Raw genomic sequence first — 26,777 nt, forward strand, 5'->3', positions numbered from 1 at the left:
CTATGGTCAATGTGTTCTAGGTTTTTTTTCAAGAATCTGCTCGATATAGGGCGACATCGTTTTTATCCCGATGTTTCACGCGATACATGGCAAGGTCGGCTTGCTTTAAGCATGTTTCAAGATCAGCCTTATGACACGCGGTCACACCGATGCTTGCAGAAACGAATAAGGATTGTCCTTTATAGACGTAAGGACGTCTTAAAAAGTGTAAGAAGGATTTACATTTTCGACGTAAGGACAGTTCATCATCGGCGTGTAAGAGGATCGCGAACTCATCTCCACCAAGTCGATACACCTGTTCTAAAGAATTCGTATGCTCGCTCAATCGTTTCGCGACCTCGATCAATACGTAATCACCTGCTTCATGACCATACGTATCATTGACTTGCTTAAAACCGTCTAAATCGACTACCGCAAGATAATTCATCTCGAGGAGATGGTTCGAAAAATCTCGCTCTAACGAACGACGGTTTCCGATACTTGTCAAGGCGTCATGGTAGGCGTGGTATTCGATACGTTTTTGCCGGAGCTTTCGTTCAGTGACGTCATGTAAAATCGTGAAACGTCCCATCGAGGTGGTGGCAATTTGAATCGGAATATCAATGATCTCATATCGTCTATGTTGTTCATCTTCATACTCATCGATATCTGTCTCAAGTGTTTCTAATAAGTGACGCATCGTACGAGGAATATGTTCAATCGTCATGTCGGGTAAATGAAACAGACGTTGGGCAGCTAAATTTGCGTATAGTGCCGTTCCGGATTGATCGAGTCGAATCATCGGATCAGGGTGACCGAGAAAGAGTGGGATGACTTGCTGTTCGCTATCTTTAATTTGTTGTTTTCGGTGCTCGATGCGTGAAGCGAGTTGTTCATTCCGTTCGTGTAATTGTGCGACGATCAACCCATGCTGACGAGCAATCAAGATTTGTCGAATGATTAGTAAAACTAAAATGATAAAGATATCGAGCTTTCCGCCTTCTCGTTCCACCATGTAATGAATAAATAAAGGAACGGCCAGTAGAGGGAGCCAGGAACGGGGAATGACCGTCGTTCGAGTGGTTCCTTCTTCGATATGATCAATATGCCATAGAATAGCTGCACTTTGCACCAAACGGATCAAGATCGGGAAAAATAGCAGATAATTCGCTGAGAAGTCCGGGAAATAAACACTTGAGACTTCGTAGATACCGCGAATAAAAATGGATAAAAACAATAAGAACAATGCCATCCTTGATACCCAATGGGTTTCTTGGATGAACGTGAAATAGAAGAAAACGAATAAACCGAGTGATGTATTCGTGATGACGATGATGGCATAAGGAACAGTTTGCAGTCCAGGATTCGTCAATTCATTGAGGACGTGAAACGCGACAAGTCCAATGAAAACGACGATGATCGCGGCATCGACGAAAGCGAGTACGTGTTGTCCGAGTGTCCGTTTTGTGATGATTCGGTAAAAAATCGCGTATAAGAATACGTAATGGGATATTGAAAATAAAATTAGGCTATAAATAGATGGAACTGGAAAGTCTGGATTGAAGAAATGTAATGTCTCAAGAACGGAACCGATACAGGATAAAACCAGTGATCCTAAAGCAATCAGCCAGAATTTTCGTCTTGGTACGACTAATGCTTGTTCCTTACGATAAGCAGTAAGAATAAAATAAGCAATCAATCCAAGAGAGGCATACTGTAGTACTTGTTCAACGATCCGATTAGAGATGGAAGGGGTCCATGTGGCAAGGATCATTAGAGTAAAAGAGATGACGAGCATGGCAGGGAACCAACGGATGAAATAGTTCGATTTAAGCATGGACTCCCTCCTAACGTTTAATTTGAGTAGCGAACAAAAAATTGTTTTTTTCGGTCTTCTTAATATGGTACATGGCTTCGTCTGCTCGAATCAATAATTGTTCTGAGCTTTTACCATTTTCAGGGTATAAGGAAATTCCGATTGATGGTGTGACTTGAAGCGTATGTGTCTGGATATAGAACGGATGATTCAGAACTTCGAGAACGTGTTCGGCAAACTGTCGTGTTTCCGAAGCAGATGCTTGAATGAAGATCAAAAACTCATCTCCGCCAAGACGTGCAACGAGATCAGTTGACGTCGTCATCGATTGAAGACGGATCGCTGTCTCTTGTAACACTAGGTCACCAACATCATGCCCATAAGTGTCATTGATGTGTTTGAAACCGTCCAAATCAATGAATAATAAGGAGCCGTATTCTAACATCGGAAGAGTCAGATAAAGTTGTTCTTCGAAGTAACGCCGGTTTGGCAAATGCGTGAGCGAATCGTGATACCCCATACGTTCTAGCCATACTTCCTGTTGATAATCTTCCGTGATATCCGCCAAGATGACGAAATAGCGTTGTTGATCTGGGATATCGATGATTGTCGTATTCAAAAAGCTTTCCGGATGTTCCTCCGTAACCGGTACATGTAGCAAGTGAGAGGGATAAATCAGCTGCGCTTGTTGAAGCAATGGAATGAGTCGATCGAGTTGTAGCCGTTGACTCGGTCCGAGCGGTAAATCGCTCCACCCAGCTTCTACAGCAGCTGGATTGACAGATCGAATCTGATACGTAGCATCGATTTCAAGAACAACTTCTGGATAAGATAGAAAAAGCGACGTTAGTTCTTTTTCGCGTAACTGTAAGAGTGCTGTCTTTTGATGGACGATGTCTTCTAGATTCGTTTGCAGTGCTGTTGTTTCCTGTAATAACCGCAGATTTTCCTGATATGAAAAAAGCTGTCGCGTTAAAAATAATAAAAACGTAATGCCGACGGAAAGTAAGAAAAAGGTTTGGGAGACAGGGAAGAATGTAATATAGAGAATCAGTACAGATAATAAGATGTAAGACATCAAGGAACGCGTAAGTGTTTCGACCCGAATAAGAGTTGCTTGTTGTTCATGACTGATGGGAAGAGCGCGAGTATTCATAAAGGCAAGGATGAAGAGTCCGCTGAGTGGGTATAACGGAAGCAATAAACCAGCTATTCGTGGTTCACCGTTCAATAACAACGTATAAAAAATAAAGTTCGTCATACCGAGCACGAACGTTCCGAGTACTAGGAAGAGGAAACCCAATCTCGATACGTTTCGCTTTAGACCAGAAGCATAAAGTAAGAAAAAGAAAAGCGTCAATAGAATCGTCAAGAAGGCATAGAAGGTCCAACTGATTTGCTCGAGCACCGTTCGTGTATAAGAGGGGACAAAGCGGAAAATAGCGATGTATCCAGCAATCATCGATACAGTGAACAATGTTAAAGAATCAAGAATCAATAATTTTTGTTTTTGAAACAAAGTTAAATCCAACTGTCGAAATAAGAAGATGACCATCATCGTTAAATGAACCGTGTAAGGCAGATCGAGTAAGACGTTCAGGTTAACAGCGTCCCATTGAAAAAGACGGCCGATCATATTGAAGAAGTCGCCAAGGAAATACGAAAAAAAGGCGACCGATAACCATTTATATGGAATAGAAGGTTGTTTGAAAGCCTTCGATTGACTAAGTAGGAAAATGACGAAAGAACCGATCAGACTAATGATCGCTGAAAATTGTAACGAGCGATCTTGTGGCAATAGCCAGAGCAGAGTGTACGTGACGACTAAGTAGAATGCGACGGTAGGGTAGATGTTTTGAACAATCCGTTTCACCGGAACTCCTCCTTTCGCAAGCCTTTCATGAAAATGAAATATGCTATAACATTACCCGATATCTAGCATGAATTCACATTTATTTTCATATTAAAAAAGAAATAAAGAGATGGCTCCCATTTCATGAAAAAAGCGGAGTTCTTCTCAGTGAAGAACTCCGCTTTGAAATCATTGATTGGATTGGCGATAGGTCTCGAATGCTTCGATCTTCTCGGATAGGTATGACCAATACTCCATCCGTTCATCAAGCATCGCTTTCGTTTTTTCGATGGATTGGTACAGTTCATTGACCTTACCGAGATCGCTTCCTGCCGAAGCAAGTTCGGCTTCTAATTGCTCCAATTCAGCCTCACTCTCTTCGATTTGTTGTTCAATGACAGCCCAATCTTGCTGTTCCTGGTAGCTCAATTTCTTCGGTGCTTCTACTTTAGGTAGATTAACTGAAGTGGTTTTTTCAACGATGACTGAAGGAGCAGGTATCGTGATTTGCTCGAGATAGTCTGTATATTGTCCGTAATAGAAAACGATATTCGCATCTTCGAAAGCAATCAGACGATCGACGACCCGATCGAGGAAATACCGATCATGACTGACTGTGATGACGGTGCCTGGGAATGATTCCAAATAATCTTCGAGTACGGATAACGTTTCGGTATCCAAGTCGTTCGTCGGCTCATCGAGGAAGAGGACGTTCGGTTCCTCCATCAAAATCGTCAACAATTTCAATCTCCGCTTTTCTCCACCAGATAGTTTACCGATTTGTTTATATTGTGCTTCTGGCTTAAAGAGAAACTGTTCGAGCATCTGACTTGCCGTGATTTCTTCACCAGCAAGTGTCGTGATGACTTTTGCGATCCGTTCGACCTCATCGATGACACGGCGTTCTGGATGCGTGAACTCGGCAAATTGCCCATAAAAGCCAATCTTCACCGTTTCGCCGTGAATGATTTCACCGGTTGTTGATTCTAAGCGTTTCGCAAGGATTGAAAGAAGTGTTGATTTTCCGCTCCCGTTTCGCCCGACGATACCATACCGTTCTTTCCGTCCGATCAGAGCGTTAAACGATTCAAAAAGAGTCCGTTCACCAAATCGATGCGAGACATCATGCGCTTCGATGACCTTTTTACCAAGACGGGTCGAACCGACTTGTACTTCGAGTGTCGATTCTTCTTCCTCGTACGAGAGGTCTTGTAAAGCATCCACGCGCTGGATCCGAGCTTTTTGTTTCGTCGTCCGCGCCTTTGCTCCGCGACGCAACCAGGCGAGTTCGCGACGGAGGATGTTTTGACGTTTTTCTTCCATAGATGCTGTCCGTTCACGACGTTCGGCACGTTTCTCAAGAAACGATTCATAGTTTCCGACATAGAAATAAGCCGTACCGTTCGCGATCTCCATCATATGATTCGTCACACGATTCAAGAAATAGCGGTCGTGGGTGATCAGTAGAATCGCACCACGGTATTCCTTGATTTGAGTTTCAAGCCAACTGATCGTCTCGGCATCGAGTTCGTTCGTCGGCTCATCGAGAAGGAGAAGATCGGCTTCATCGAGTAAAGCTTCAGCGAGTCCGACACGCTTGCGTTGCCCTCCAGAAAGAGAGCCGATCAACGCGTTCAAGTCGAGGATGCCGAGTTTGTTTAAAATCATCTTTAAGCGTGATTCCGTGTCCCAAGCTTGCGCAGCATCGACTTCTGTCTGAGCAACGATGAAGCGGTTGAGTAACGTTTCACTCGTCGGATCTTGTTCGAGTGCTAGACGCGCTGTTTCATAGTGACGTAACGCGTTAATCGTTGGTGTATCACCAGACAACAATACTTCCATGACCGTTTGGTCTTCCGGATAATCGGTCGTTTGCGATAGCAAGCGGATCCGATAATCATTCGGGTGATGCATCGTACCAGCGTCTGCCGTCTCTTTACCTGCCAAGATATGCAGGAGAGTCGACTTACCGGTACCATTGACGCCGATGATGCCAATCCGGTCGCCGGGTGAGACGGAGAATGTCACATCTTCGAAGACGATTTTATCGGCAAATTCTTTTTTGAGATTTTCTGCTTTCATTAACATATTAGACACCTTCTACAATCTGTTTGATTTGCTGTTCGACTGTCTGGACGAGTTCTTTCTGCGTCATCGTACTCGGATCAATCGACGGTAAGATCGTGACGTCGACCGTGGCGGGACGAATCTTACCCGTCTCCTCCATGACACGATAACTCCCTGAAATTGCGACGGGTACGACGCGAGCGCCACTTGAGGTCGCGAGTGTGAAGCTTCCCGCTTTGAACTCCGCCATTGGACCGCCTTTGGAGCGTGTTCCTTCCGGGAAGATGATCATCGATTGTCCGTCCTTGATCGTCTCGACACCAGAACGAATCGCTTTCAGCGATTGGCGTCGATCTTTTCGATCAATCATGACACATCCCATCAGATTCATCCAAACATTGACGATTGGAATTTTATTCACTTCGATTTTTGAGATGAATGCTTTCGGTTTATCGATTGTTCCAAGTAGAATCGGGACATCGAAGTTCCCTTGGTGATTCGAGATGAAAACGACGGGTTCGTTTGCCGGGATGTGTTCACGACCCGTCACGTTGACACGAACACCAGCGAGTCGGAGAAGAGAGTTTGCCCAGGCACTTGCTACACGCTGGACGAATGCATAGCGCGCGAGGTGCGTTCGACGTTTTGCACTAGGTAAAAACGGTAAGGTACAGGGTAAGACAAGTCCAAAATAAATGAACCATATGACAGTACGTATCATGGTGAAGTGACAGCTCCTTTTTTCATTACTGATGTTATTGTACAAAAAAAGACCGGGCGTCGCACCCGGTCTGCGTGATTATTCCCAGTAACGAGGTTCAGATTCCTCTTCGCTTTCTCCTAGTTCAAAGGTGAGGCGACGTGTCGTTGGATCAACAGAGAACGTAGCGTTCGTATTGTCGATCTGTTTGATTTCCATCGTTTCCTCATCCAAAATGAGAGTCAAGCGGACCTTATCTTCGTGATCTACGAGCAGTACGCCATCTTCCTTCAACCATAAATCGATGACAGGGGAGTAGCGAAGTGTCCAACCGTTTGATAAAGGGATTTCGTTCATAATGAATCTGTTCCTCCTAGATGATGAAATCGTGTTCTTTACTTATCATGCTGGTCTGTCGCGGAGAATGCAAGTGGTGTGCTGGAATCTTGTTGAGGATAGGAGACTTGATAAGAAAGTTCACGCTTTTTCATCCGTTCGTATTGTTTTTTGACACGACGGTGTTGGACGTATTCAATATAAGTCAGATAGGACGTACGTATCAGCTGGCGGATTGATGATAGTGACAGACAAATCGCTAGCGTAAAGACGAACACACCGATCGAACTCGTATAATAACCGGTAACAAAACTTAAATATGTAGTGATGAGACCCGCAATCGTCGTGAATAAGTAGAAGAGCACGTCCGTTTCCTCCTCGAAATTAAAATAATGGTATGTCCATTACAATTCGAGGTAAGTCGTGATTTTCCTTTATCGTCCTGTAAATGTCCGGAAAAAATAAAAAATCCACACGGAAGGTGTAGATTTTAAGGGCGATCGATTTGCTGAAGCGCTGGTGTCTTCGGTGTCATATCCGTACTGTTCGATCCTTCTGCGAAGACGATTCCAATCGTAGCAAGGAACGCAAAAAATGCAAAAACCAATGTTTTCGTGAAGCGTCGTGCGAACGAACGCGATTGAATGTTATGAAACATTTTTATCCCCCATATTTACCTAAACTAAACCTTCTTTTTCCTGTTATTTAATCATATATCTTTTTTTCAAAAAAATCACGCAAATGTGTTCCGTTCACAAATATGTCACAAATGTCATCGTTGTGTCGATATCAGAGATGAATGAAAAAAGAGTATAGTATGGTAGGGAAAGAACAGCAGAACGATTCACAAGGACTGGAATCGATTCAAATACAGAGAGGAGATGACCCGAAATGGGATTACGCGCAGGACAGGTTGTCACATTAAAAGTAGAACGCGAAGCAGAGTTTGGAGTGTTTCTGACAGATGGAAATGAAGACGTGTTGTTGCATAACAATGAACAAACACGGAAAGTAGCCCTCGATGAAGAGGTAGAAGTCTTCTTGTATCAAGATAATGAAGGGCGTCTAGCATCATCAATGACGATTCCAGAAGCTTCATTTGAAGACTATGTCAAGACGATGGTTAATGGAACACGCTATAACACAGGAGTGTTCGCGAATATCGGCATTCAAAAAGACGTTCTCGTCTCACTCGACGATTTGCCGCAGCGCCGGATGTTCTGGCCAGAAGAAGGCGATCAACTCTTCATTCGTCTGAAACATGATCAGAAGCTTCGGTTACTCGGAGACCCTGCACCTTATGCATACTTCAACTTACGTGCGAAGCCAGCTCCAGAAGAGTGGAACAACATGGACGTTGAAGGTCTCGTCTTCTCACAACGCGAACCAGGCGTTAACGTCTGGGTCAACGATCAATCGATCGGATTCTTACATGAACGTGAGATGGAACGCTGGCCGCGTCTTGGAGAAGTCTTGAAATTACGAGTGACAAATGTAAAACCAGATGGTACAGTATTACTTTCAGCACGACCACGTGCCTTTGAAGCCATTGATACAGACGCGGAGTTGATTCTGAACCATCTACTTGAACATGATGGTCAGATGCCGTATGGTGATAAGACAGCTCCCGAGACGATCGATGAAGTATTCGGTCTCAGTAAGGCAGCATTCAAACGAGCGCTCGGTCGCCTGTTGAAAGACAAAAAAATAGAAAAAAATGAAACGGGTATTCGGTTGACGAAATAATCGGACCGAGTAAGCCTGCGTTTCGAATAGATAGTAAGGAATTCATCATTTTGGTGGTTGCGGCTGGTTTGATTACCGGCGACCATTTACTGAATATACCCCATCACTAGTGGGGGCACGCGATGACGTTCATCGCACGGTCCGGGCATTACGCCTTTCCCTCGCCCTTATGGCAACGATTATGATGGTGACTTCCCTAAACATTATTATAAGAGAAACCACTCTATCTTTATGTGATAGATTCTGTTATAATAGGTAGTCGATTGTATTCGTTACGGTAGCGCCTGTTTAGTGGCAGACGCTTTTCATATGACAAAGGAGAGTATTTAGCATTGACAACATTTCGTGAATTAAATCTTAGTGAGGCACTTATCAAAGGTGTCCTAAAAATGGGCTTCGAAGAAGCAACACCAATCCAAGCAGAAACAATTCCAGTCGGACTCAGCGGCGTTGACTTAATTGGTCAAGCACAAACAGGTACTGGTAAAACTGCAGCATTCGGTATCCCAACAATTGAGCGTCTTGACGCAAAATCACGCCACATCCAAGCGTTGATTCTTGCTCCAACACGTGAACTCGCAATCCAAGTAGCAGAAGAATTGAACCGGATCGGTGAAGTAAAACGCGTTCATGCACTTCCTGTTTACGGCGGTCAGCAAATTGATCGTCAAATCCGCGCACTTCGCAAAAATCCACAAATCGTCGTTGCGACACCAGGACGTTTGATGGACCACATGAACCGTAAGACGTTGAACCTCGATCACGTTCAAACGGTCATCCTTGACGAAGCAGATGAGATGTTGAACATGGGATTCGTCGAAGACATCGAAAAAATCCTCGGTGCACTTCCTGAAACACGTCAAACACTCTTATTCTCAGCAACGATGCCACCGCAAATTCGTAAAATCGCAGATCGTTTCATGACGACTCCGACACACATCAAAGTCAAAGCAAAAGAAATGACAGTTGAAAACATCGACCAGTCATTCATCGAATTGAAAGAAAGCCAAAAATTCGACGTTCTTTGCCGTTTGATCGACACGGATTCTCCGGAACTCTCAATCATCTTCGGTCGTACGAAAAAACGTGTTGACGAAATGACTGAAGGCTTGATCCAACGCGGATACACAGCTGACGGTTTACACGGTGACTTAACGCAAGCAAAACGTGACCAAGTCATCCGTCGTTTCAAAAAAGGAACGATTGATATCCTCGTCGCGACAGACGTTGCAGCACGTGGTCTTGACATCTCTGGTGTCACACACGTCTACAACTTCGATGTCCCACAAGATCCAGAGAGCTATGTTCACCGGATCGGTCGTACGGGTCGTGCTGGTAAAACAGGATCGGCTGTCACATTCGTTACACCGCGTGAATTCGGTCAAATCAAAACAATCGAACGTGTTACGAACAAAAAAATGTCACGTCGTCATGCACCAACACTTGATGAAATCTTAGAAGGCAACTTGAAGCTTGCTGCACAAGAACTCATCAAACGTGTTGAAGCAAAAGACTCAAAAGAATATACGACACTTGCACAAGAACTCTTAGAAGAGTACGAAGCAGTGGAACTTCTTTCAGCAGCACTTAAAGGATTGACGAAAGAGCCGGATGCAACACCAGTCCAAATCTCTTCAATCGAACCAATCCGCGTGAAACGTTTCGGTAGCAACGGTGGTGGAAACCGTCGTCCTTACGGAAACAAAGGTGGAAGTGGAAGCGGCAACCGCAGTGGCGGATACCGTGGAAACAACCCACGTAGCGGTAGTGATCGTCGTGAAGGTGGTCGTTCATCTTCTTCATCAGATCGTCGTGAAGGCGGTTATGCTGGACGTAGCAACCGTAGCGAAAGCGATCGTAACCGTGGTGGACGTAAACCACGTTTTGAAAAGTAAACGATTCGAACCGATTTGTCACAGACAAGTCGGTTCTTTTTTATGATTTATCTAAGCGGTCATGATAAAATGAGCCATGAACGATAGGGAGAGGGCTGAATCATTCGTGTATACCATTTATGTAGCAGCATCCGTCTGTCTCGTTGCACTGATTATCGCGACGAAAAAGATTTGTGAGCGGACGACAAAAGGACATTTTCGTTATATTCCGTTGGCGACCTTATTATTCGGTGGCATCATCTTTCTTGTGCTAGCCATCGGTAAGGGAGGAGCCGTCGGAATTCAATACGGCGTCCTGAGTATCATCTACTTGACGGCGACATTCGGTGTGTACTTGTATATCGCTTTGCGGAAAGATACGACGTTATCGTAAAACAGGGGCTCTCTCGTTACAGAGAGGCTCTTTTTTTGTTAAGATAGAACAAGAGTACAAGGGGGTAATAGAATGGATGCATTAGATGTCATCGTTCATCCCGAAGAGATAGAGGCGTGGTTTCAACCGATCGTAGGCGCTGCCCCTTTTAAGGTGGAAGGGTATGAAATCCAGTCCCATTTTCGTGGAGAACCGTTAAAACCATTTTTTCAGGAAGATGATGTTCCAATCGAGTATCAACTCGAAGTCATGGGGCATGTCGTCCGTCAAGCATTCCAAAAAGTACCCTCCGATGCACAAGCGTTCATCTTAATCCGTTGCCGTCCAGCTTGGCTGTTTGAAAACGGTGGCGAGGACTTCTTGCATGTCTTACGGACGGTCGACTCATCGTTTCCAAAAGAGCGGATGTATGTCACATTGACGGACGTCCAAGTCGATGATTTTGACCGTCTAGGTCGGATCGTCGCATATTACCAGAACTCTGGACTGAAGGTAGCGCTGGACCGTGCGGAAGCAACGAGTCTCGAACGTGTCTTTTCGATGTCACCGGATATGTTGATCGTCGATTTATCCTCCATGATTGAGAAAAAGACTGTCTCAGCGTCATATCCGCATCTCTTACAGACGATGGAGCACCTCTGTGATCAGCTCGGAGCGCCACTTTTGTATAAGAATATCAGTCATCTCGGTCAACTTCGGTATGCGTGGCAGCACGGAGGGCGTTACTACATGGGGAATTTACTTGGAGAAGCATCACCTGAATGGGTCATGACCTGTCCTGGTATGGAAGTGTTGATCCATGAAGTTCCGATGTTCTACAAATATGATCGCGAACAGATGAATCGCTTGTTCCAACTGGAGCAAGACTGGACAGTCCGATTTAATGAAGATTGTCAGTCCTTGAAGCCGGAGCAAGATCTCGACCAATGGTTGCTGACGCTCGCCCGGAAGATGGAGCCGGAATTCATCCGGTTTTATATCACGGATGCGAATGGATTCCAACAATCTTCAAACGTCAGTAAAAAAAGTGGGGAGTGGAAACTGTATTCTTTCTACAAAGGATACAACTGGAGTTTTCGTCCTTACTTCATCCGGACGACGGTAGCGATGGAACGACGACATAGCGGATATTTGTCCGAACGATATGTCGACTTCAGCTCGAGCGAACAAACGCGGACATTTAGTATGCCGCTCGGTAATGGGATGTTCTTATTTGCGGATATTTCTGCAGATTATCTATATCAAGAACGATTGAGTGAATGAGGAGGAAATGAAAGTGTTAGATTATGATTACGAGGCATTACGAGAAATTGGACGAATCGTCGCCATGGCACGCGATGAGATGGCGGATGCCGTCAAACCCGGAATCACGACGAAGGAACTCGATGACATCGGAGCACGTATCCTGAAGGAACAGGGGGCAGAGTCTGCTCCAATCGTCATGTACGATTTCCCAGGAGCGACATGTATCAGTGTCAACGATATCGCAGCACACGGTATCCCAGGGAAGTATGTCATTCAAGAAGGCGATATCGTCAATGTCGATGTCTCAGCTGTGAAAAATGGCTATTACTCGGATACAGGGAAGACGGTTATCGCAGGAGAAGCAAAACGTCCGGAAGATGTCCGACTCGTTGAAGTATCATTGACGGCGCTTGAGAAAGGACTCGAGAAGGTCAAAGCCGGAACGAAGGTCAACCAGATTGGAAAAGCGATCTACGCTGAGACACGTAAAAGTGGTTTCACGGTCATCCGTAACTTAGCAGGACATGGTCTCGGGAAGACACTTCATGGTGAGCCAGAATCTATCTCGAACTATTTCAATCGTGAAGAAAACGATTTGTTGAAGGAAGGGCAAGTCATTGCTGTCGAGACGTTCATTTCAACGGGAGATGAGTTCTGTATCGAAGATGAGCGGGATGGTTGGACGTTATACACACCGAACCGGAGTCTCGTCTCACAATTCGAGCACACTGTCGTCGTCTTAAAAGACGGGTATGAGATTTTGACGAAAGTCGATGGCAAAGAATCGTTCTAAGAAAAGCTCATATAGTAAAACACGAGAAGAGGCAAAGGAAATTAATCCATTGCCTCTTTTTTGTCGTAGTGTTCTTGTTACAAGGAGATTCGAGAGGTTGCCAATTTGTTCAATTGTGATTCGGATACGGCCGGAGCGGAATACCGTATGTGTCCGTGTTCGACATGATACGGAGACTCGAGCAAATCTTCTTCGAAATAATCGGCAGTACTTGCCATATCGATCGGATAAGCGAGTCCAGGAAGTGTTGCAAAAGCAAGAGTCTGACGACGCCCAATACCGCTCTCGAACATTCCCCCGAGCCAGTAAGGCGCTTTTGTTCGAAGGGACAAAGCGTTCGTCAGTCCACCGACGCGTGCCGGTTTGATGTTCAGTATCTGACCGGCGTGCAGCGTCTGCATCAACTCGGCATCCGCTGGAGCGACGATGGATTCATCGAGGCAAATCGGTGTCTGTAAGAGTGCGGCGAGTCGTTGATGCCCGGACCAATCCGATGCTGCGAGCGGTTGTTCCATCATAACGAGACCAAATGAATCCCACTGTTGTAACAGGGGAAAGTCCGCTTCAGTAAAACTACCGTTGGCGTCAAACATCAAAGGCGCATCAGGAAAAGCGGCGCGAACCTGCTCGAGAACGCCCGTGTCTGTCGGAGCGAGCTTCAGTTTGATCCGTCCATACCCGGAAGTGAGGGCTTGTCCTACGGCTTCGACGGTTTGTGCGGCAGAAGCTCGTCCGAGTGCTTTCCCGCAAGGTACGAGGGATGATTCATCACCTCCGAGATACGTGGCGAGCGATTGCCTGGAAGCTGCTGCGAATAATTCATAGATTGCTCCTTCGAACATCGCCTTTGCCATCGGATTACCTTGGATGATGCGGAAACGATCCGTGACGTCTGCTGGATGATGGAGTGGCTTTTCAAGTAACTGATACAGCAGCGGGGCGACTCCTTGGAGAGAGTGTTGTGTTTCGGACGTATACCATGGTGTATCGAACGCGACGCCTTCTCCATAACCGATTCGCCCTTCCGAATCGGTCAGACGTAAAATCGTCGTCCGGCGCACCGTCAACGTTGAGAGGGCGGTTTGCATCGGACGTCGAAAGACGAGTGGAACATCGAACAGTTCGGCAGAGCGTAGTGCAATACTCATAATGACTCCTTCAGTTGCTTGCGTAACAATTTACCATTCGCATTACGCGGTAAAGTGCTGTGATAGACGTAATCAACCGGACATTTATATTTAGCGAGCAATTGACTGATCTCGGTTCGGATGGTTGTCTCTTCAAGGCTACTGACGATGAAGGCGACCGGAACTTGTCCCCATGTAGGATCAAATCGTCCAACGACACCTGCTTCTTGAATCCCATTGATCGAGAGAAGCGCTGATTCGACTTCAGCCGGATAAATATTTTCTCCACCTGAGATGATAAGATCACTTCGACGATCGAGAACATAGAGGTATCCATCGTCGTCCAGTCGTCCTAAGTCCCCAGTCTTAAAAAAACCATCTGCTGTAAAAGCGTCTGCCGTTTTCTCTTCCTCATGAAAATAGCCTTTCATGATTGTTGGCCCTTTGACTTCGATTTCTTGATGACGCGTGATGCGGATTTGCGTCGGATGAATCGCTTGTCCGGCCGATCCGATCTTTCGTAAGGCATCCTCTGGCAAAAGAGTCGCGATTTGAGAAGCTGTTTCCGTCATCCCGTATGTCTGCATGACCGGGATGTTGCGATCAAGGGCACGCGTCAGAATCGGTAATGGAACAGGACCGCCTCCTGTCAGTACGACGCGAAGCGCGTGGCGACGTAGTCCGGCTTCGAGCAACCGATCAAGCATGACCGAGACGAGTGAGACATGGGTAATCTTTTCCGTCGTGATCCAGTGCAAGGCGCGTTCTGGGGAAAAATGTGGCTCGAGGATGATCGGCACTCCGTAGATGACCGCCCGGTAGACGACGGCTAACCCACTCATATGAAATAGCGGTGTGACGATCAAAAAACGATCCTCTGGCAGTGATCCGATATGACGCGCGGCGTTCGTCGCACTCGAGAAATGATTCAACATTGTTTGTTCGACGGCTTTCGGATGTCCGGTCGTACCACTCGTAAAGAGCATCGATTGGACGTATTGCTTGGGCATATGACGGATCAACAGGTCAGGGGCTTCTTTTTCATAAGAGAAAGCCACACACGGGATCCTTGTATCGAGTGTTCGGTCCGTCACGATGAGCCGTACATCTGCTTGTTTGAATTGACGTAACACTTCTGTCTGTGTCAAACGTGTGTTAATCGGAACGACGGTCAATTCGAGCAACTGAGCCGCGTGAAGTGCGACGATGTAGCGCGCACTCGATGGACCATAAAGCGCAATCCGGTCTCCGCGTGTCACGATCGTCGCCCATGTACTTGCTAAGCGGTGAGCACGTGTATACAGTTCAGACCACGACCAGCGCTCGGTTTCCGTAATGAGCGCGACGTCATCTGGTTGTTCTTTTGCCCGTGTATAGATCCAAGGATACAAAATAGTCACTTCCTTTTGAGATGAATATACGAAAAAGGTTCAATGTCAGAAGACGATTGAACCTTTTTTTCATTATGGGAAACGCGGGAACTGTCCGAAGTCCGGATTGCGTTTTTCTTTGAACGCATCGCGTCCTTCTTTTGCTTCGTCTGTTGTGTAGTAAAGCAACGTAGCGTCTCCAGCGAGTTGCTGAATCCCTGCAAGACCATCTGAGTCGGCGTTGAATGCCGCTTTGAGGAAACGAAGAGCCGTTGGTGAATGTTGAAGGATTTCAGCACACCATTGAATCGTTTCTTGCTCGAGATCTGCGAGTGGAACGACCGTGTTGACGAGTCCCATATCAAGTGCTTGCTGTGCGTCATATTGACGGCAGAGGTACCAGATTTCGCGCGCTTTCTTGTGTCCAACGACGCGTGCGAGGTAACCAGAGCCATATCCAGCATCGAATGAACCAACTTTTGGACCAGTTTGTCCGAAGCGGGCGTTTTCTGCAGCAATCGTCAAGTCACATACGAGGTGAAGGACGTGTCCGCCGCCAATCGCATAACCTGCGACCATAGCGATGACTGGTTTTGGGATGACACGAATCAAACGTTGAAGATCAAGGACGTTCAAGCGTGGAATTTCGTCGTCACCGACATATCCACCATGTCCGCGTACCTTTTGGTCTCCACCAGAACAGAATGCGAGATCGCCTTCACCTGTTAAGATGATGACGCCGACATTTTGATCGTCACGTGCACGTGAAAATGCGTCGATGAGTTCGTGGACCGTGTGTGGTCGGAACGCATTGCGAACTTCAGGACGGTTGATCGTGATTTTTGCGATCCCGTTCCATTGTTCATATTTGATGTCTTCATAGCTGCGGGCTGATACCCATTCCGGAGCATATTTCATTTGAATTCCCCCAATATGTTAGTGATGAATAAGTAGATTCTTTACCATTGTAACAAACTTTTGCGGTTGGTCGATATGTGGGGCGTGCGAAGCGTGCAAAATCACGTGAATTTTTTCAGGTGATGCCGCGCGTGAAGCGATGGCACGGAATTTTTTATCCTCTGCCCCGACGATCCAATCAATCTCTTTCGGAAGGCATGACCAAAGGGATGGCATGCTCCCTGTACCTTGTGCACGTAAAGAAGCACTCAGACCTTCAACCGTTTGGGACATGCGCTCCTGACGCAGTTGCGTGCGTTGCTGTTCTTTGAGAAGGGCTTGGGGTTTAAATAGTCCAAGTGTCTCCCAGTAATCGATGAAAGCTTTGAGTCCGTCTTTTTCAAGTCGCTCCGCTAACTTTCGATCGGATGCACGACGTACTTTTCGCTCGCTTGCCGTCTGGATACCGGGTGTCGTACTAACAGCAATCGTCCGAGCGATTTGCTCAGAGACGACGCTCAGCATTAAAGCAATTCGTCCACCCATCGAATATCCAAGGACGATCCATGGCTCGGATCGCGTAGCGAGCAGTGCCTCGAGATCCTTGACCTGTTGCGTCAAACGCATTCGTTGCTCAGATGCCGGTGTCGTTTTTCCATGTCCCATCAAATCCAGACGGTAGACGGTGAAGTGGGTCGATAAATGCTCACTTAGCAGATTCCACGTCGAGAGGGAGCCTGTAAAACCATGAAGCAATAGGAGCGGTGGACCCGATCCCTCGATTTGCACATGATACGTATGCCCACGCAAAATCATTGGAACACCTCGGCTAGCGCTTGATTCGTTACGTCCCAGATCGAACGGTGCATCTGTACGTTCTCTGTTCGTGTTGTCTTGACTTCAAGAATCCGAGTGACGTTCGTCTCTTCCGCAAGTGCTTGACGTAACGCGGCGATCGAATCGATAGCCTGATAAGTTACGCCGTAGCCGGAGGCGAGAGAAGCGAAGTCGAGATGCTGCGGTGTGCCGAAGAGTGGTTCGAAGACTTCTTGCTCAAGTTGTTGTTGCGGTAAAAAGCTAAAGATGCCGCCACCCGCATTGTTGACGAGAATGATCGTTAGCGGAAGCGTCCGTGCTGTCATCAGACCGTTGATATCATGAATGAACGCCAAGTCACCGACGAGTAAGTAGCGATGCTTGGCATCAAACGTTGCTCCTAGCGCACTGGAGAGAATCCCGTCAATCCCGTTCGCTCCTCGGTTCGCGAGTAGACGAAGCGGTGTTCCTGTCGGTAGGAACGTATCGACATCCCGGATTGGCATGCTGTTCGAAACGAAGAGACTTCCGTCCTGTAACGTCGCCAATGCACGGACGACGTTATATTCCGTCATCTTTTCTTGATCGATCGTCGCAAAAGCACCGACGACGCATCGCTCCGCCTGTTGCAACAGTGTCAGATATGCAGGGTCGTGCGGAACAGATTCATGATGCGCGAGTTGTCGCGCGTGACCAATTATGAAATCAGAATGAAGTTGCGGGTCGCGCCAGTTTCCTGGATGACCGACGACCGTCGTCGGAATATCCCGAGACCAAAGCAGATAAGGTTTTGACGTCGGCATGGCACCAAAACGAATGATTCGATCTGGTCTGACGTGCTGAGCGGTAGCTGGATGTTTGAGCCATGTATCGTAATAGGCAAAAACGTGAGCATCATGCGATTGTCTTCCTTGACTGAGTGGATCCGCTAACACCGGAATCCCTGCTTGTTTCGCATACGAAATGACAATCTGACTGTCCGCCGCAGTGAGTTGTGGCCCAAGTACAAACAGAAGACGTTCTTCTTGAAGCACGGTCGCTAAAGCGCTGTTTACTCCCGGTGTTGGTTCAGGTAAAACACCGACCGGGCGCCCTGTCCGTAAGAGATCGAGTTCCGGTACGAGGGGTTCACGTAACGGAACATTGATTTGAACCGGTCCTGCTGGTTCCGTCAGGGAGAGTAGGGTTGCACGTTGTGCGACATGAGCGACGTAAGGAAGGCTTGCCTCTTCTGCTAAAGGAAGATCAAACGCATGCCGAACCTGCTTTCCGTACAGGCCGACCTGATCAATGGCTTGTGGCGCACCGACATTCCGTAATTCGTGTGGTCGATCGGCGGTCAAGACGATCAACGGAAGTTCAAAGATGTTCGCTTCGGTCACTGCTGAATAATAGTTCGTCGCAGCGGTACCGCTCGTACAAATCAATGCAACGGGACGAACGCGTTCTTCCGTCCGTGTTAGACCTAAAGCAAAAAAACTAGCCGACCGTTCGTCAACAAGGACGTGGGTACGGCTAGAAGGATGCAGAAAAGCAGCAATGGCAAGTGGTGTCGAACGGGAACCGGGACTGATGACGAAGTCCCGGACACCAGAAGCGACGAGCGTATCAATTAACGTATGCATCCACTTAGTCAACATAAATATCATCCTTTTCAATCGAACCGACGTGTCCAAGTGCTTGGACCATCGGTGATAGTTTAGTTTCCGTCTCTGCCAGTTCACTATCGAGATGAGAGCCTTCGACGAGACCACAACCGGCATAAAGAATGACCGCCCGTTCTGTAAATAATCCAGATCGAATAGCAACGATGAATTCCCCGTCATCCTGTCCGTTCATCCAACCAACAGGTGAACCGTACCATCCTCGTTCGAACGTCTCGATTTCTTGGATGGCATCGACTGCTAACTGCTTTGGTTCGCCCCCAAGCGCAGGTGTCGGATGCAGTTTTTCGATTAATTGGAATAACGTCACATCTTCTTTTAAATGAGCTGTGATCGGTGTATAAAGATGTTGGATATGGCGATTCTTCAAGAGAATCGGTGTATCCGGACAATCCAGTTCCTCTGAAAAGACAGATAATGTTCGTTCGATCGAATCCGCGACGATTCCGTGCTCCACCCGGTTCTTTTGATCTTGTAATAACGATTGACCGAGTGCTTCGTCCATCTCATCCATCGCGTGGCGTGGTGCAGAACCAGCGACGGCTGCCGTTTCAAGACGACGTCCACGTTTTAAGACGAGTCGTTCCGGTGTAGCGCCGATGAAGGCTTCTTCCGGATTCGGTTGGAAACAGAAGACGTAGCTGCCGGGTTGCGTATCTTCGAGTTCAGCGACGACAGCGGCTACGTCGAGCGGACGATCCAGCTCATAGACGACTTCGCGCGCCAGGACGATTTTTTCAAGTGTCGTCTCCAAGTAGTGCATCGCTTGATGGAACGAAGCTTCAAAGGCTTCATTTCCGTCCCGCGATAGTCGTAAGCGTGTGACGCCTGTCGAAGTCGATGCATGCGGTTGATTGACTTTGGCGAAATCGAGTGCGAGTTCATTTAAAATCGAATCGACTTGATCCATAGGCTCGACGCGAGCAAAAATCGTCACACGTGTCTTGCCATCTTGTTCTAGAAATAAAAACTTCGGAATCGTCATCGAAGCGTCTCCGAAGGAAGACCAACGATAATCCGGTTGTTTGAGCTCGGTAAACGAAAATCCGCTGAACGCAAATAAATCATGACCGACATGATCGCGATTCAAGTTTGCCCATTGCGATTGAATCCGTAAAAAACGATCCGTTCCTGAAGCCTGAAGTTGTTGTACGATGCCAAACCCGATGGCCCGCATCGAGCGATCAGGTGTCGCGAAATAAAATCGTTCCTCGATACCCTGTTCGAGGGAACGCATGTCAGTTGCTTCGATTTCCCATGAATACGAAGCGAGTATAGGTCGTTGTGAGGCGTTCGCCTGACTGACGGCCTGTTCGATACACTGTTTTAGCTCTTGTTGAGCGTAAGCCATACCGCTCATTGCCCCCTAGTCTATAGATACTGTGATATGTTTCACTTAATCTAAGTGTAAACTTTTTGCGGACAAAAAAGAAGGAATAAGCTATCTCTGATTGAACATTGACAGCAAAAAACGAAACCCGATACACTTAGACAGGAAAGGGGTTATTATATGAATAAATCAATCGCTGTCTATTGGCGAATGACACGACCGCATACGTTAACAGCAAGTTTTGTTCCGGTCGTCGTCGGTACGGCAGTTGTCGCACCACGCGTGGAATCGATACGCTTGGATTTGTTCGTGGCGATGTTGATCGCGTCGATGCTGATTCAAATCGCAACGAATCTGTTCAATGAATACTACGATTACAAACGGGGTTTAGATACGGAGGAATCGGTCGGAATCGGTGGATCGATCGTGCGTGATGGATTCAAGCCGGGAACGATCCTAGCGTTCGCACTTACGTTGTATGGCATCTCGGCATTACTTGGTGTGTATCTGTGTATCGAGACGTCGTGGTGGTTGCTTGTCGTCGGACTCATCTCGATGTTCGTCGGATATATCTATACAGGGGGACCGCTGCCAATCGCCTATACACCGTTTGGAGAGGTCGTTGCAGGCTTTTTCATGGGGTATATCATCATCGCGATTTCTGCGTACTTGCAAATTGGTTATGTTCCGACAGAAGCCGTTGCGATTTCGGTACCAGTCGCCATCTTGATCGGCTCGATCCTGCTTGCGAATAACATTCGGGACTTGGATAATGATAAGGTCAACGGACGAAAAACGATTGCCTGTCTCGTCGGACATCGCCGTGCTGTTTACGTCTTGATCGGATTTTTTGCGGCAGCTGTCCTGTCTCTCATTATTGCTGTACTCGCATTCGAAGTCTCATGGTTTGCGTTACTCGCGTTGTTAAGTATTCCACTCATGATCAAAGCAGTCCGTCTCTTCTGGGAAGACTTGCCACCGGAAAAACTGATGCCTGGTATGGCACAGACTGGTAAAGTGAATACGATTTTCGGACTTTTACTCGCAATCAGTCTCGTGATCGCGAATATCTAATCTTAATTTAAAGTAGCAGGCGATTCGCTTGCTGCTTTTTTTACGTGAAGATAGGGAACAGTTAGAAAAAAAGTACTTCGGTTGTCACTGATTTAAAATTTTACTATAATTGAAGCAATGTGCCTGAAAGATCAAACAAGGTCGGAAATCAGGAAATATGGTTAGAGGTGGAACTGAAATGAATAAAATCGCGGTAATCGGAAAAGTATTCGTCGACATAAAAGGAACTTCGTTCGCTCCTTTGCATAAGGATGCGAAAAACGTAGGAGACATCACGTTTTCAAATGGAGGAACAGGACGCAACGTAGCACAAAATCTAGCCGTCCTCGGGAATGAAGTTCGCTTTATCTCGACGGTTACGAATGATCAGATTGGCGTGGGAGTGCTCGATGAGCTGAAATCCTACGGTGCGAATGTGGATCACGTCGAAATGTTAGAAGATCATGGAATGGGTATGTGGCTAGCTGTCATGGATAACGAGGGTGACTTGCAAACATCGATCTCGAAACAACCGGATGCCAAGTTGCTCGAAGAGGCGATTTTACGTCAATCGATCTATGCACTCGATGGAGTCGATGCCGTTGCAATCGATTTGGATTTGTCCGTCACGGTCTTAGAACGTTTGATTCATTTATGTCGTAAGATGGAGTTGCCATTGTTTGGTGTTTGTGGTCACTTGAGCGTCATCGAACGAAATCGTCATCTGCTACAAGGGTTCACTGGATTCATTTGTAGCCGAGAAGAGGCTGAAATTCTGTCTGATCTATCGATCGTGACGGTCGAAGATGCGATTCATGTAGCAAATGAGCTAGCGAAAAAGGGCGCTCCGTTTACGGTCGTGACGATGAGTGAACTGGGGGCGGTCTACGTTGATCGTCGTACGGCGACATCAGGTCACGTCGGAACGAAAAAAGTGAAGGTTGTCGACTCAACGGGAGCAGGCGATTCCTTCTTCTCCGCAGTCTTGTCCGAATTGACACAGGAAAAGTCAGCAGAAGAGGCTTTGAAGCTTGGTATGAAGGTCGCAGCAGAAGTCATCGCTTCAACAGAGAATGGACTCGTTCCTGAAATGCTAGATGCTCTTCAATAAGTAGAAATGATAAAAGGGAGGTGGCGTCATGCCGATTCAACGAAGTGCAATCATTTTACGAAACGAACAGGATGAAATTGCGTTGATCCGACGGGATAAACCGAACGAAACGTATTATGTCTTTCCAGGCGGTGGGAAAGATGACGGAGAATCGTTAGAAGAAACAGCGATTCGCGAAGCACATGAAGAACTTGGCATCGACGTGGAGTTGACCGGTATTGCCGCCATCGTCCGTTTTAATGGATTCGATAATCCTTATTTTTGGGCGAAAACAATTGGTGGTCAGTTTGGCACGGGTACGGGTGAAGAATTCGAAGAGGAAGGATCGGGTTATACACCGGTCTGGATCAAGCGTTCGGAGCTACCTTCGTTGCCAATTCGTCCACCGTCACTTGCCAAACAACTGGCAGAAATGACAGAACCATTCTATGAATTAATCCTTTCTGAAAACGAATGAGGTTTTAGTTGAAATAAAATGGGAAAAGTATATTAAAACAATGAGGTGGTCTTCGACTGCCTCTTTTTCATGAAGGAGAGATGACGATGGCGCATTCACGCGATCCAAAAGGGCTTGCCCTTAACTTAAAGCAGCGAATGTCCGATCATAATATCACGGATTATGCAGGGACACTCGCCTATTACTGGTTTTTATCCATTTTCCCAGGAATCATTTTCGTCATTTCGGTCTTATCATTCTTTGATATCGATCGTCAGACACTCGAGTCACAAATTCGGGACCTAGCGCCAGGCGGAGCCGTTAATACGTTCACGGATACAATTTTCCAAGCCATCAAAGAACCGCAGGGTGGTCTGTTATCGATCGGTGCGATTCTTGCTGTCTGGTCCGCTTCCAAAGGAGTCGATCGTTTGATCACGACAGCAAACCATGCCTATGGTGACTTCTCTCCCCGTGGTTTTGTCGCAGCGCGTGGGATTGCCTTGTTACTCACGATCGTGCTCGGAGTCGGGATGTTGTTGCTGATCGTCTTGAATGTGCTCGGTGGTCCGATCATTACGTATCTTGCCAACTTCGTGTTGCCGATCGATATGGGGCAAAAAATCCTACTGACGGTCTTACGATATGTCGTATCGACGATTCTATTGATTGGTATCCTGTCGATTTTTTACCGCGTCGCACCAAAGCGCCCGATTACATTTAAAGAGGCAATTCCAGGAGCCGTCTTTGGTGTCATCGTCTGGCAATTATTATCGGTTGGATTCGGATTTTACGTCTCGAACTTCTCGAACTACAATCAGACCTACGGTTCGCTCGGTAGTGTCGTCATCTTGTTATTATGGCTCTACTTCACAGGGCTGATCATCTTGCTCGGTTCTGAATTGAACGCATCATGGGAACGGTTCATGAAAAAAGCGGATCCAAAAAAGATGGAAGAAAAGCGCTTGAAGGAACAAGCGGAACTTGATGCGATTCCGACGAATACGTTCGGATGAAGATACGAAAAAACGTCTGACTGCCTTGCGGCAATCAGACGTTTTTTCGTGTTAAGCAGCTAATCGTTTCTCAGATGAACGCTGTGGAAGACTTGGTAAAGCATCCTGTTGAAGAAGGCGTAAACCGTTCAGGATGACAAGAATCGTTGATCCTTCATGTCCGACGACAGCGAATGGCATGATTAGGAACTGGGACAAATTCGATGCGATCAATAGGAGAATGACACCGATCGCTAGCGTGATGTTTTGTTTGACGATCCGGTTCATCTTCCGCGCTTTATGCACGGCATAGGCAAGGCGACCTAAATCATTTTTCATCAAGACGACGTCAGCGGTCTCGAGCGCGGCATCTGTTCCTTCACCCATTGCGATACCGACATGTGCTAGTGCAAGGGCAGGGGCATCGTTAATGCCGTCACCCACCATCGCGACGGTCCGACCTTCTGTTTGGTATTGCTTGATATAGCGGACCTTATCTTCCGGTAGACATTCAGCAACGAAATCCGTTAATCCTGCTTCACGTGAGATGGCAGCTGCCGTGACTGGATTATCACCTGTTAACATGATCGTTGCGATGCCGAGATCATTTAAGGCAGCAATCGCTGTTTTAGTCTCTGGGCGAATCGTATCACGTAACGCATAAAGCGCTACAATCTGTGCTCCATTACTGACATAAACGATCGTATGCCCTTGTTCTTTCAGTGACTGTTCCATCGCGACGAATGGATCGTCTAAACCATCGTGGAATGCCCGTTTACCGATACGATAAGTGATGCCATCGACGGTTGCTTCAATTCCGTATCCTGTTACATCTTTAAACGTCGATGGTTCGCGGACATCGGTTTTTAAGTGATTGACGATCGCTTGTGCGAGCGGATGGTTCGACTGTGCTTCGATGGAAGCAACTGCTTGCTGAACTGTTCGAACGTCCATGCCTTCCGCATAACGACTTTCAGTGACGACGGGTTTCCCTGTTGTCAGTGTACCCGTTTTATCGAAGACGATCGTGTCGACTTGTCCGAGTGTCTCGATGTGTGCGCCTCCTTTAAAGAGAACGCCATTTTTCGCAGATGCGGCAATTGCAGATAAGGCAGCAGGCGTAATCGATGCAACAAGAGCACAAGGTGAGGCGACGACGAGAAGAATCATCGCGCGGTAAATACTTGTCTCAAACGTCCAACCGACGACGTAATGAGGGAGGACCATCATGAGTGCGACAACGAGGAGGACGATTTTGACATAACGGCTTTCAAAGCGTTCGATGAACTGAGCAGATGGTGATTGCTCACTTTGTGCATTTTGGACCATATGAATGATCTTTTGGAACAACGATTCGTCAGCAGCTTTCGTCATCTCAATCGTCAAGACCCCATTCATGTTGACAGTTGAGTTGTAGACGGTATCGCCCGTTTGTTTTTCAACCGGAATCGATTCACCTGTAATCGATGCTTCTTCGATCGCTGCTTGACCACGAACGATGACACCATCGACCGGAATTCGTTCCCCCGGACGAACATAGACAAGGTTACCAATCGCTAATTGTTCGATTCCAACGACTTCGAGTTGTCCGTTTGCATTCAGACGTGTTGCTTCCTCAGGTTGTAAAGACATTAAACTTTGTAAGGCACGTTCGTTCTTATTCATCGTATATGTTTCAAGGGCACCGGATAACGCGAAGATGAAAATGAGGATCGCACCTTCCATCCAGTAGCCGATGGCAGCAGCACCGATCGCTGCTAAAATCATCAGCAGTTCGACATTCAACGTTTTTTCTTGATACGTCTCCGTCAATCCTTCCTTCGCTTTTGCATATCCTCCGATCACATATGCGGATAAGTACAATGTGACATAAACGGCAGACGCCGCATTGAATTTTTCAAGTCCGTAAGCAACTAAAATCAATATTCCGCTAAACAATGCTAGAATCAATTCGTGATGCTCATCCCAAGCATGACGGAATACGGAACGCTGTTGAACATCGGTAGTAGTGGAAGTCGTCATATTAAAACTCCTTTCGAAATGTAAATGAGAAATGAAATCATTATAGAAAGAGAATGAGAATGTGATATATCAATGAGTTTAACTGATTGATAATGAGTTTCATTGTCTCTAGATTATAATTATTATTATCTGTAGAATTACTATACCATGCTTCAGTGAAAAGGAACAGGAAAGGAACTAGAAAGATGCAAAAAATTTTAACCCATCGGATTGGACTCGTCGTCTTTGCGTTATTGACGACTTTTTTGTGGGGAAGTGCGTTTCCCTTCATTAAAAAAAGTTATGACTTATTACAGATCACGTCTTCGGAATACGGAGAGCAACTGCTGTTCGCAAGCTATCGTTTCTTTTTGGCAGGTGTGCTGTTACTTGTCGTCAGTGTCCTCGTCTTCAAACAGACGATTACGCTGAAGGAGCGGACCTATGCCTATAGTCGTCTTGGCTTCTTTTTGACGTTCTTGCAGTATGTCTTCTTTTATATCGGTTTGTCGTTATCAACCGGCGTACAAGGATCAATCATTGCGGGATCGACTTCGTTCTTCCAGATGTTGCTGGCTCATTTTCGATATGAAGACGATCGACTGAATCGGTTTAAAGGACTCGCCTTATTCCTTGGATTCACAGGTGTTATCTTGGCCAACTGGCCGCAAGGGGGGCAAGGTGTCTCGTTTGGAGTAGGGGAAGGATTGTTGATTGCAGCAATGGTTTCCGGAGCGTTCGGTAATTTAATCGCGAAAGAATACTCGGCGCATTATCCTGTGGCACCGATGACTGGATGGGCGATGGTCATTGGATCAATCGGTCTCTTCATCGCAGGAGTCATTCTCGATGGTCACGTCGCACCGTTCACTTTTTCAACGACAAGTGCTTGGATGCTCATGTATCTTGCCTTCTTATCAGCAACTGGATTTACGCTTTGGAACTTACTGATGAAATATAATCCGGTCAGTAAAGTGTCATTGTTCATGTTCTTCGTACCGATTTATGGTGTCAGTTTATCTGCCTTGATTTTGGGCGAGACGATTCCACCGCAAGCGTTGCTTGGATTACTCTTCGTCGTCAGTGGTATTTTAGTATCGACGTACCTTCCTGTTTGGTTTCAAAAGCGAGGTTGACGAAGATTCAGAATCGTGCAAAAATAGTTTCAATCAAAG

The 26,777-nt window shown here is 46.6% G+C and carries 24 protein-coding genes; 10 read left to right on the plus strand and 14 right to left on the minus strand.

What is annotated here, in order from left to right:
* Positions 1–28: 28 nt before the first annotated feature.
* The 7 genes from P401_RS0101115 to P401_RS18650 form a co-directional block, all read right to left on the minus strand.
* Complete coding sequence (locus P401_RS0101115) at positions 29–1,816, minus strand: GGDEF domain-containing protein (protein WP_029340870.1); 1,788 nt, start codon at positions 1,814–1,816, stop codon at positions 29–31.
* A 10-nt stretch (positions 1,817–1,826) separates the two neighbouring features.
* Positions 1,827–3,668 (minus strand): GGDEF domain-containing protein, encoded by a 1,842-nt coding sequence (locus tag P401_RS0101120; RefSeq protein ID WP_029340871.1) that lies wholly within the window; start codon positions 3,666–3,668, stop codon positions 1,827–1,829.
* A gap of 168 nt (positions 3,669–3,836) precedes the next feature.
* A complete protein-coding gene (locus tag P401_RS0101125; RefSeq protein WP_029340872.1) occupies positions 3,837–5,735 on the minus strand; it encodes an ABC-F family ATP-binding cassette domain-containing protein in 1,899 nt (632 codons plus the stop codon).
* 1 nt (position 5,736) lies between these two features.
* Complete coding sequence (locus P401_RS0101130) at positions 5,737–6,435, minus strand: lysophospholipid acyltransferase family protein (protein ID WP_029340873.1); 699 nt, start codon at positions 6,433–6,435, stop codon at positions 5,737–5,739.
* Positions 6,436–6,513: 78 nt separating this feature from the next.
* Complete coding sequence (locus P401_RS0101135; RefSeq protein ID WP_023467272.1) at positions 6,514–6,771, minus strand: hypothetical protein; 258 nt, start codon at positions 6,769–6,771, stop codon at positions 6,514–6,516.
* 38 nt (positions 6,772–6,809) lie between these two features.
* The gene (locus tag P401_RS0101140) at positions 6,810–7,115 is read right to left on the minus strand and encodes a hypothetical protein (protein ID WP_029340874.1); all 306 of its coding nucleotides are present in this window, start codon (positions 7,113–7,115) and stop codon (positions 6,810–6,812) included.
* A gap of 125 nt (positions 7,116–7,240) precedes the next feature.
* Positions 7,241–7,408, minus strand: a complete 168-nt coding sequence (locus P401_RS18650; protein WP_023467274.1) for a hypothetical protein — start codon at positions 7,406–7,408, stop codon at positions 7,241–7,243.
* Between the two features lie 233 nt (positions 7,409–7,641).
* Between P401_RS18650 and P401_RS0101150 the strand changes: the two genes are divergently transcribed.
* The 5 genes from P401_RS0101150 (at position 7,642) to map (ending at position 12,802) form a co-directional block, all read left to right on the plus strand.
* Positions 7,642–8,496, plus strand: a complete 855-nt coding sequence (locus P401_RS0101150) for a CvfB family protein (RefSeq protein ID WP_029340875.1) — start codon at positions 7,642–7,644, stop codon at positions 8,494–8,496.
* A gap of 332 nt (positions 8,497–8,828) precedes the next feature.
* Complete coding sequence (locus P401_RS0101155) at positions 8,829–10,391, plus strand: DEAD/DEAH box helicase (RefSeq protein ID WP_029340876.1); 1,563 nt, start codon at positions 8,829–8,831, stop codon at positions 10,389–10,391.
* Between the two features lie 106 nt (positions 10,392–10,497).
* Positions 10,498–10,764 carry a hypothetical protein gene (locus P401_RS0101160; RefSeq protein WP_029340877.1) on the plus strand — a complete coding sequence of 89 codons (267 nt, stop codon included), beginning with the start codon at positions 10,498–10,500 and terminating at the stop codon, positions 10,762–10,764.
* Between the two features lie 72 nt (positions 10,765–10,836).
* Positions 10,837–12,027, plus strand: coding sequence for an EAL-associated domain-containing protein (locus P401_RS0101165; RefSeq protein ID WP_029340878.1), 1,191 nt, complete (start codon positions 10,837–10,839; stop codon positions 12,025–12,027).
* A gap of 13 nt (positions 12,028–12,040) precedes the next feature.
* Entirely contained in the window at positions 12,041–12,802 is a 762-nt protein-coding gene (map, locus tag P401_RS0101170) for a type I methionyl aminopeptidase (protein WP_371742190.1), read from the plus strand.
* A gap of 77 nt (positions 12,803–12,879) precedes the next feature.
* Here the strand turns inward: map and menC are convergent, their stop codons facing one another.
* The 6 genes from menC to P401_RS0101200 form a co-directional block, all read right to left on the minus strand.
* Positions 12,880–13,950 carry an o-succinylbenzoate synthase gene (gene menC / locus P401_RS0101175; protein WP_029340880.1) on the minus strand — a complete coding sequence of 357 codons (1,071 nt, stop codon included), beginning with the start codon at positions 13,948–13,950 and terminating at the stop codon, positions 12,880–12,882.
* The gene (gene menE / locus P401_RS0101180; RefSeq protein ID WP_029340881.1) at positions 13,947–15,320 is read right to left on the minus strand and encodes an o-succinylbenzoate--CoA ligase; all 1,374 of its coding nucleotides are present in this window, start codon (positions 15,318–15,320) and stop codon (positions 13,947–13,949) included. The genes menC and menE overlap by 4 nt, the downstream gene beginning before the upstream one ends.
* Before the next feature lie 72 nt (positions 15,321–15,392).
* On the minus strand, positions 15,393–16,217 hold the full coding sequence (gene menB, locus P401_RS0101185) for a 1,4-dihydroxy-2-naphthoyl-CoA synthase (protein WP_029340882.1): 825 nt from the start codon (positions 16,215–16,217) through the stop codon (positions 15,393–15,395).
* 18 nt (positions 16,218–16,235) lie between these two features.
* On the minus strand, positions 16,236–17,012 hold the full coding sequence (menH, locus tag P401_RS0101190; RefSeq protein ID WP_029340883.1) for a 2-succinyl-6-hydroxy-2,4-cyclohexadiene-1-carboxylate synthase: 777 nt from the start codon (positions 17,010–17,012) through the stop codon (positions 16,236–16,238).
* Positions 17,009–18,652, minus strand: a complete 1,644-nt coding sequence (menD, locus tag P401_RS0101195) for a 2-succinyl-5-enolpyruvyl-6-hydroxy-3-cyclohexene-1-carboxylic-acid synthase (RefSeq protein WP_051656216.1) — start codon at positions 18,650–18,652, stop codon at positions 17,009–17,011. The genes menH and menD overlap by 4 nt, the downstream gene beginning before the upstream one ends.
* Positions 18,642–20,027, minus strand: coding sequence for an isochorismate synthase (locus P401_RS0101200; protein WP_029340885.1), 1,386 nt, complete (start codon positions 20,025–20,027; stop codon positions 18,642–18,644). Before P401_RS0101200 ends, menD begins: the two co-directional genes overlap by 11 nt.
* A 159-nt stretch (positions 20,028–20,186) precedes the next feature.
* Between P401_RS0101200 and P401_RS0101205 the strand changes: the two genes are divergently transcribed.
* The 4 genes from P401_RS0101205 to P401_RS0101220 all read left to right on the plus strand — a co-directional run bounded on the left by P401_RS0101205 (position 20,187) and on the right by P401_RS0101220 (position 23,622).
* Positions 20,187–21,080 carry a 1,4-dihydroxy-2-naphthoate polyprenyltransferase gene (locus P401_RS0101205; protein ID WP_029340886.1) on the plus strand — a complete coding sequence of 298 codons (894 nt, stop codon included), beginning with the start codon at positions 20,187–20,189 and terminating at the stop codon, positions 21,078–21,080.
* Between the two features lie 178 nt (positions 21,081–21,258).
* Positions 21,259–22,170: a PfkB family carbohydrate kinase gene (locus tag P401_RS0101210; RefSeq protein WP_029340887.1), complete on the plus strand. Its 912-nt coding sequence runs from the start codon at positions 21,259–21,261 to the stop codon at positions 22,168–22,170.
* 28 nt (positions 22,171–22,198) lie between these two features.
* Complete coding sequence (locus P401_RS0101215) at positions 22,199–22,627, plus strand: NUDIX hydrolase (protein WP_034785907.1); 429 nt, start codon at positions 22,199–22,201, stop codon at positions 22,625–22,627.
* Between the two features lie 86 nt (positions 22,628–22,713).
* Positions 22,714–23,622 carry a YihY/virulence factor BrkB family protein gene (locus tag P401_RS0101220; protein WP_029340889.1) on the plus strand — a complete coding sequence of 303 codons (909 nt, stop codon included), beginning with the start codon at positions 22,714–22,716 and terminating at the stop codon, positions 23,620–23,622.
* A 51-nt stretch (positions 23,623–23,673) separates the two neighbouring features.
* Here the strand turns inward: P401_RS0101220 and P401_RS0101225 are convergent, their stop codons facing one another.
* Positions 23,674–25,623, minus strand: coding sequence for a heavy metal translocating P-type ATPase (locus P401_RS0101225; RefSeq protein ID WP_051656217.1), 1,950 nt, complete (start codon positions 25,621–25,623; stop codon positions 23,674–23,676).
* A 185-nt stretch (positions 25,624–25,808) separates the two neighbouring features.
* Between P401_RS0101225 and P401_RS0101230 the strand changes: the two genes are divergently transcribed.
* On the plus strand, positions 25,809–26,738 hold the full coding sequence (locus tag P401_RS0101230) for a DMT family transporter (RefSeq protein WP_029340891.1): 930 nt from the start codon (positions 25,809–25,811) through the stop codon (positions 26,736–26,738).
* Positions 26,739–26,777: the final 39 nt, after the last annotated feature.

This window comes from Exiguobacterium acetylicum DSM 20416, from assembly GCF_000702605.1.
GTDB classification, from domain to species: domain Bacteria; phylum Bacillota; class Bacilli; order Exiguobacteriales; family Exiguobacteriaceae; genus Exiguobacterium_A; species Exiguobacterium_A acetylicum.

Coding starts and splice junctions, on each gene's coding strand:
- P401_RS18650 (WP_023467274.1), bottom strand. CDS start 7,408: ATGTTTCATAACATTCAATCGCGTTCGTTCGCACGACGCTTCACGAAA.
- P401_RS0101115 (WP_029340870.1), bottom strand. CDS start 1,816: ATGCTTAAATCGAACTATTTCATCCGTTGGTTCCCTGCCATGCTCGTC.
- P401_RS0101130 (WP_029340873.1), bottom strand. CDS start 6,435: ATGATACGTACTGTCATATGGTTCATTTATTTTGGACTTGTCTTACCC.
- menC (WP_029340880.1), bottom strand. CDS start 13,950: ATGAGTATTGCACTACGCTCTGCCGAACTGTTCGATGTTCCACTCGTC.
- P401_RS0101210 (WP_029340887.1), top strand. CDS start 21,259: ATGAATAAAATCGCGGTAATCGGAAAAGTATTCGTCGACATAAAAGGA.
- P401_RS0101125 (WP_029340872.1), bottom strand. CDS start 5,735: ATGTTAATGAAAGCAGAAAATCTCAAAAAAGAATTTGCCGATAAAATC.
- P401_RS0101150 (WP_029340875.1), top strand. CDS start 7,642: ATGGGATTACGCGCAGGACAGGTTGTCACATTAAAAGTAGAACGCGAA.
- menB (WP_029340882.1), bottom strand. CDS start 16,217: ATGAAATATGCTCCGGAATGGGTATCAGCCCGCAGCTATGAAGACATC.
- P401_RS0101165 (WP_029340878.1), top strand. CDS start 10,837: ATGGATGCATTAGATGTCATCGTTCATCCCGAAGAGATAGAGGCGTGG.
- P401_RS0101215 (WP_034785907.1), top strand. CDS start 22,199: ATGCCGATTCAACGAAGTGCAATCATTTTACGAAACGAACAGGATGAA.
- P401_RS0101230 (WP_029340891.1), top strand. CDS start 25,809: ATGCAAAAAATTTTAACCCATCGGATTGGACTCGTCGTCTTTGCGTTA.
- P401_RS0101205 (WP_029340886.1), top strand. CDS start 20,187: ATGAATAAATCAATCGCTGTCTATTGGCGAATGACACGACCGCATACG.
- menH (WP_029340883.1), bottom strand. CDS start 17,012: ATGATTTTGCGTGGGCATACGTATCATGTGCAAATCGAGGGATCGGGT.
- menD (WP_051656216.1), bottom strand. CDS start 18,652: ATGTTGACTAAGTGGATGCATACGTTAATTGATACGCTCGTCGCTTCT.
- P401_RS0101135 (WP_023467272.1), bottom strand. CDS start 6,771: ATGAACGAAATCCCTTTATCAAACGGTTGGACACTTCGCTACTCCCCT.
- P401_RS0101200 (WP_029340885.1), bottom strand. CDS start 20,027: ATGGCTTACGCTCAACAAGAGCTAAAACAGTGTATCGAACAGGCCGTC.
- P401_RS0101220 (WP_029340889.1), top strand. CDS start 22,714: ATGGCGCATTCACGCGATCCAAAAGGGCTTGCCCTTAACTTAAAGCAG.
- P401_RS0101225 (WP_051656217.1), bottom strand. CDS start 25,623: ATGACGACTTCCACTACTACCGATGTTCAACAGCGTTCCGTATTCCGT.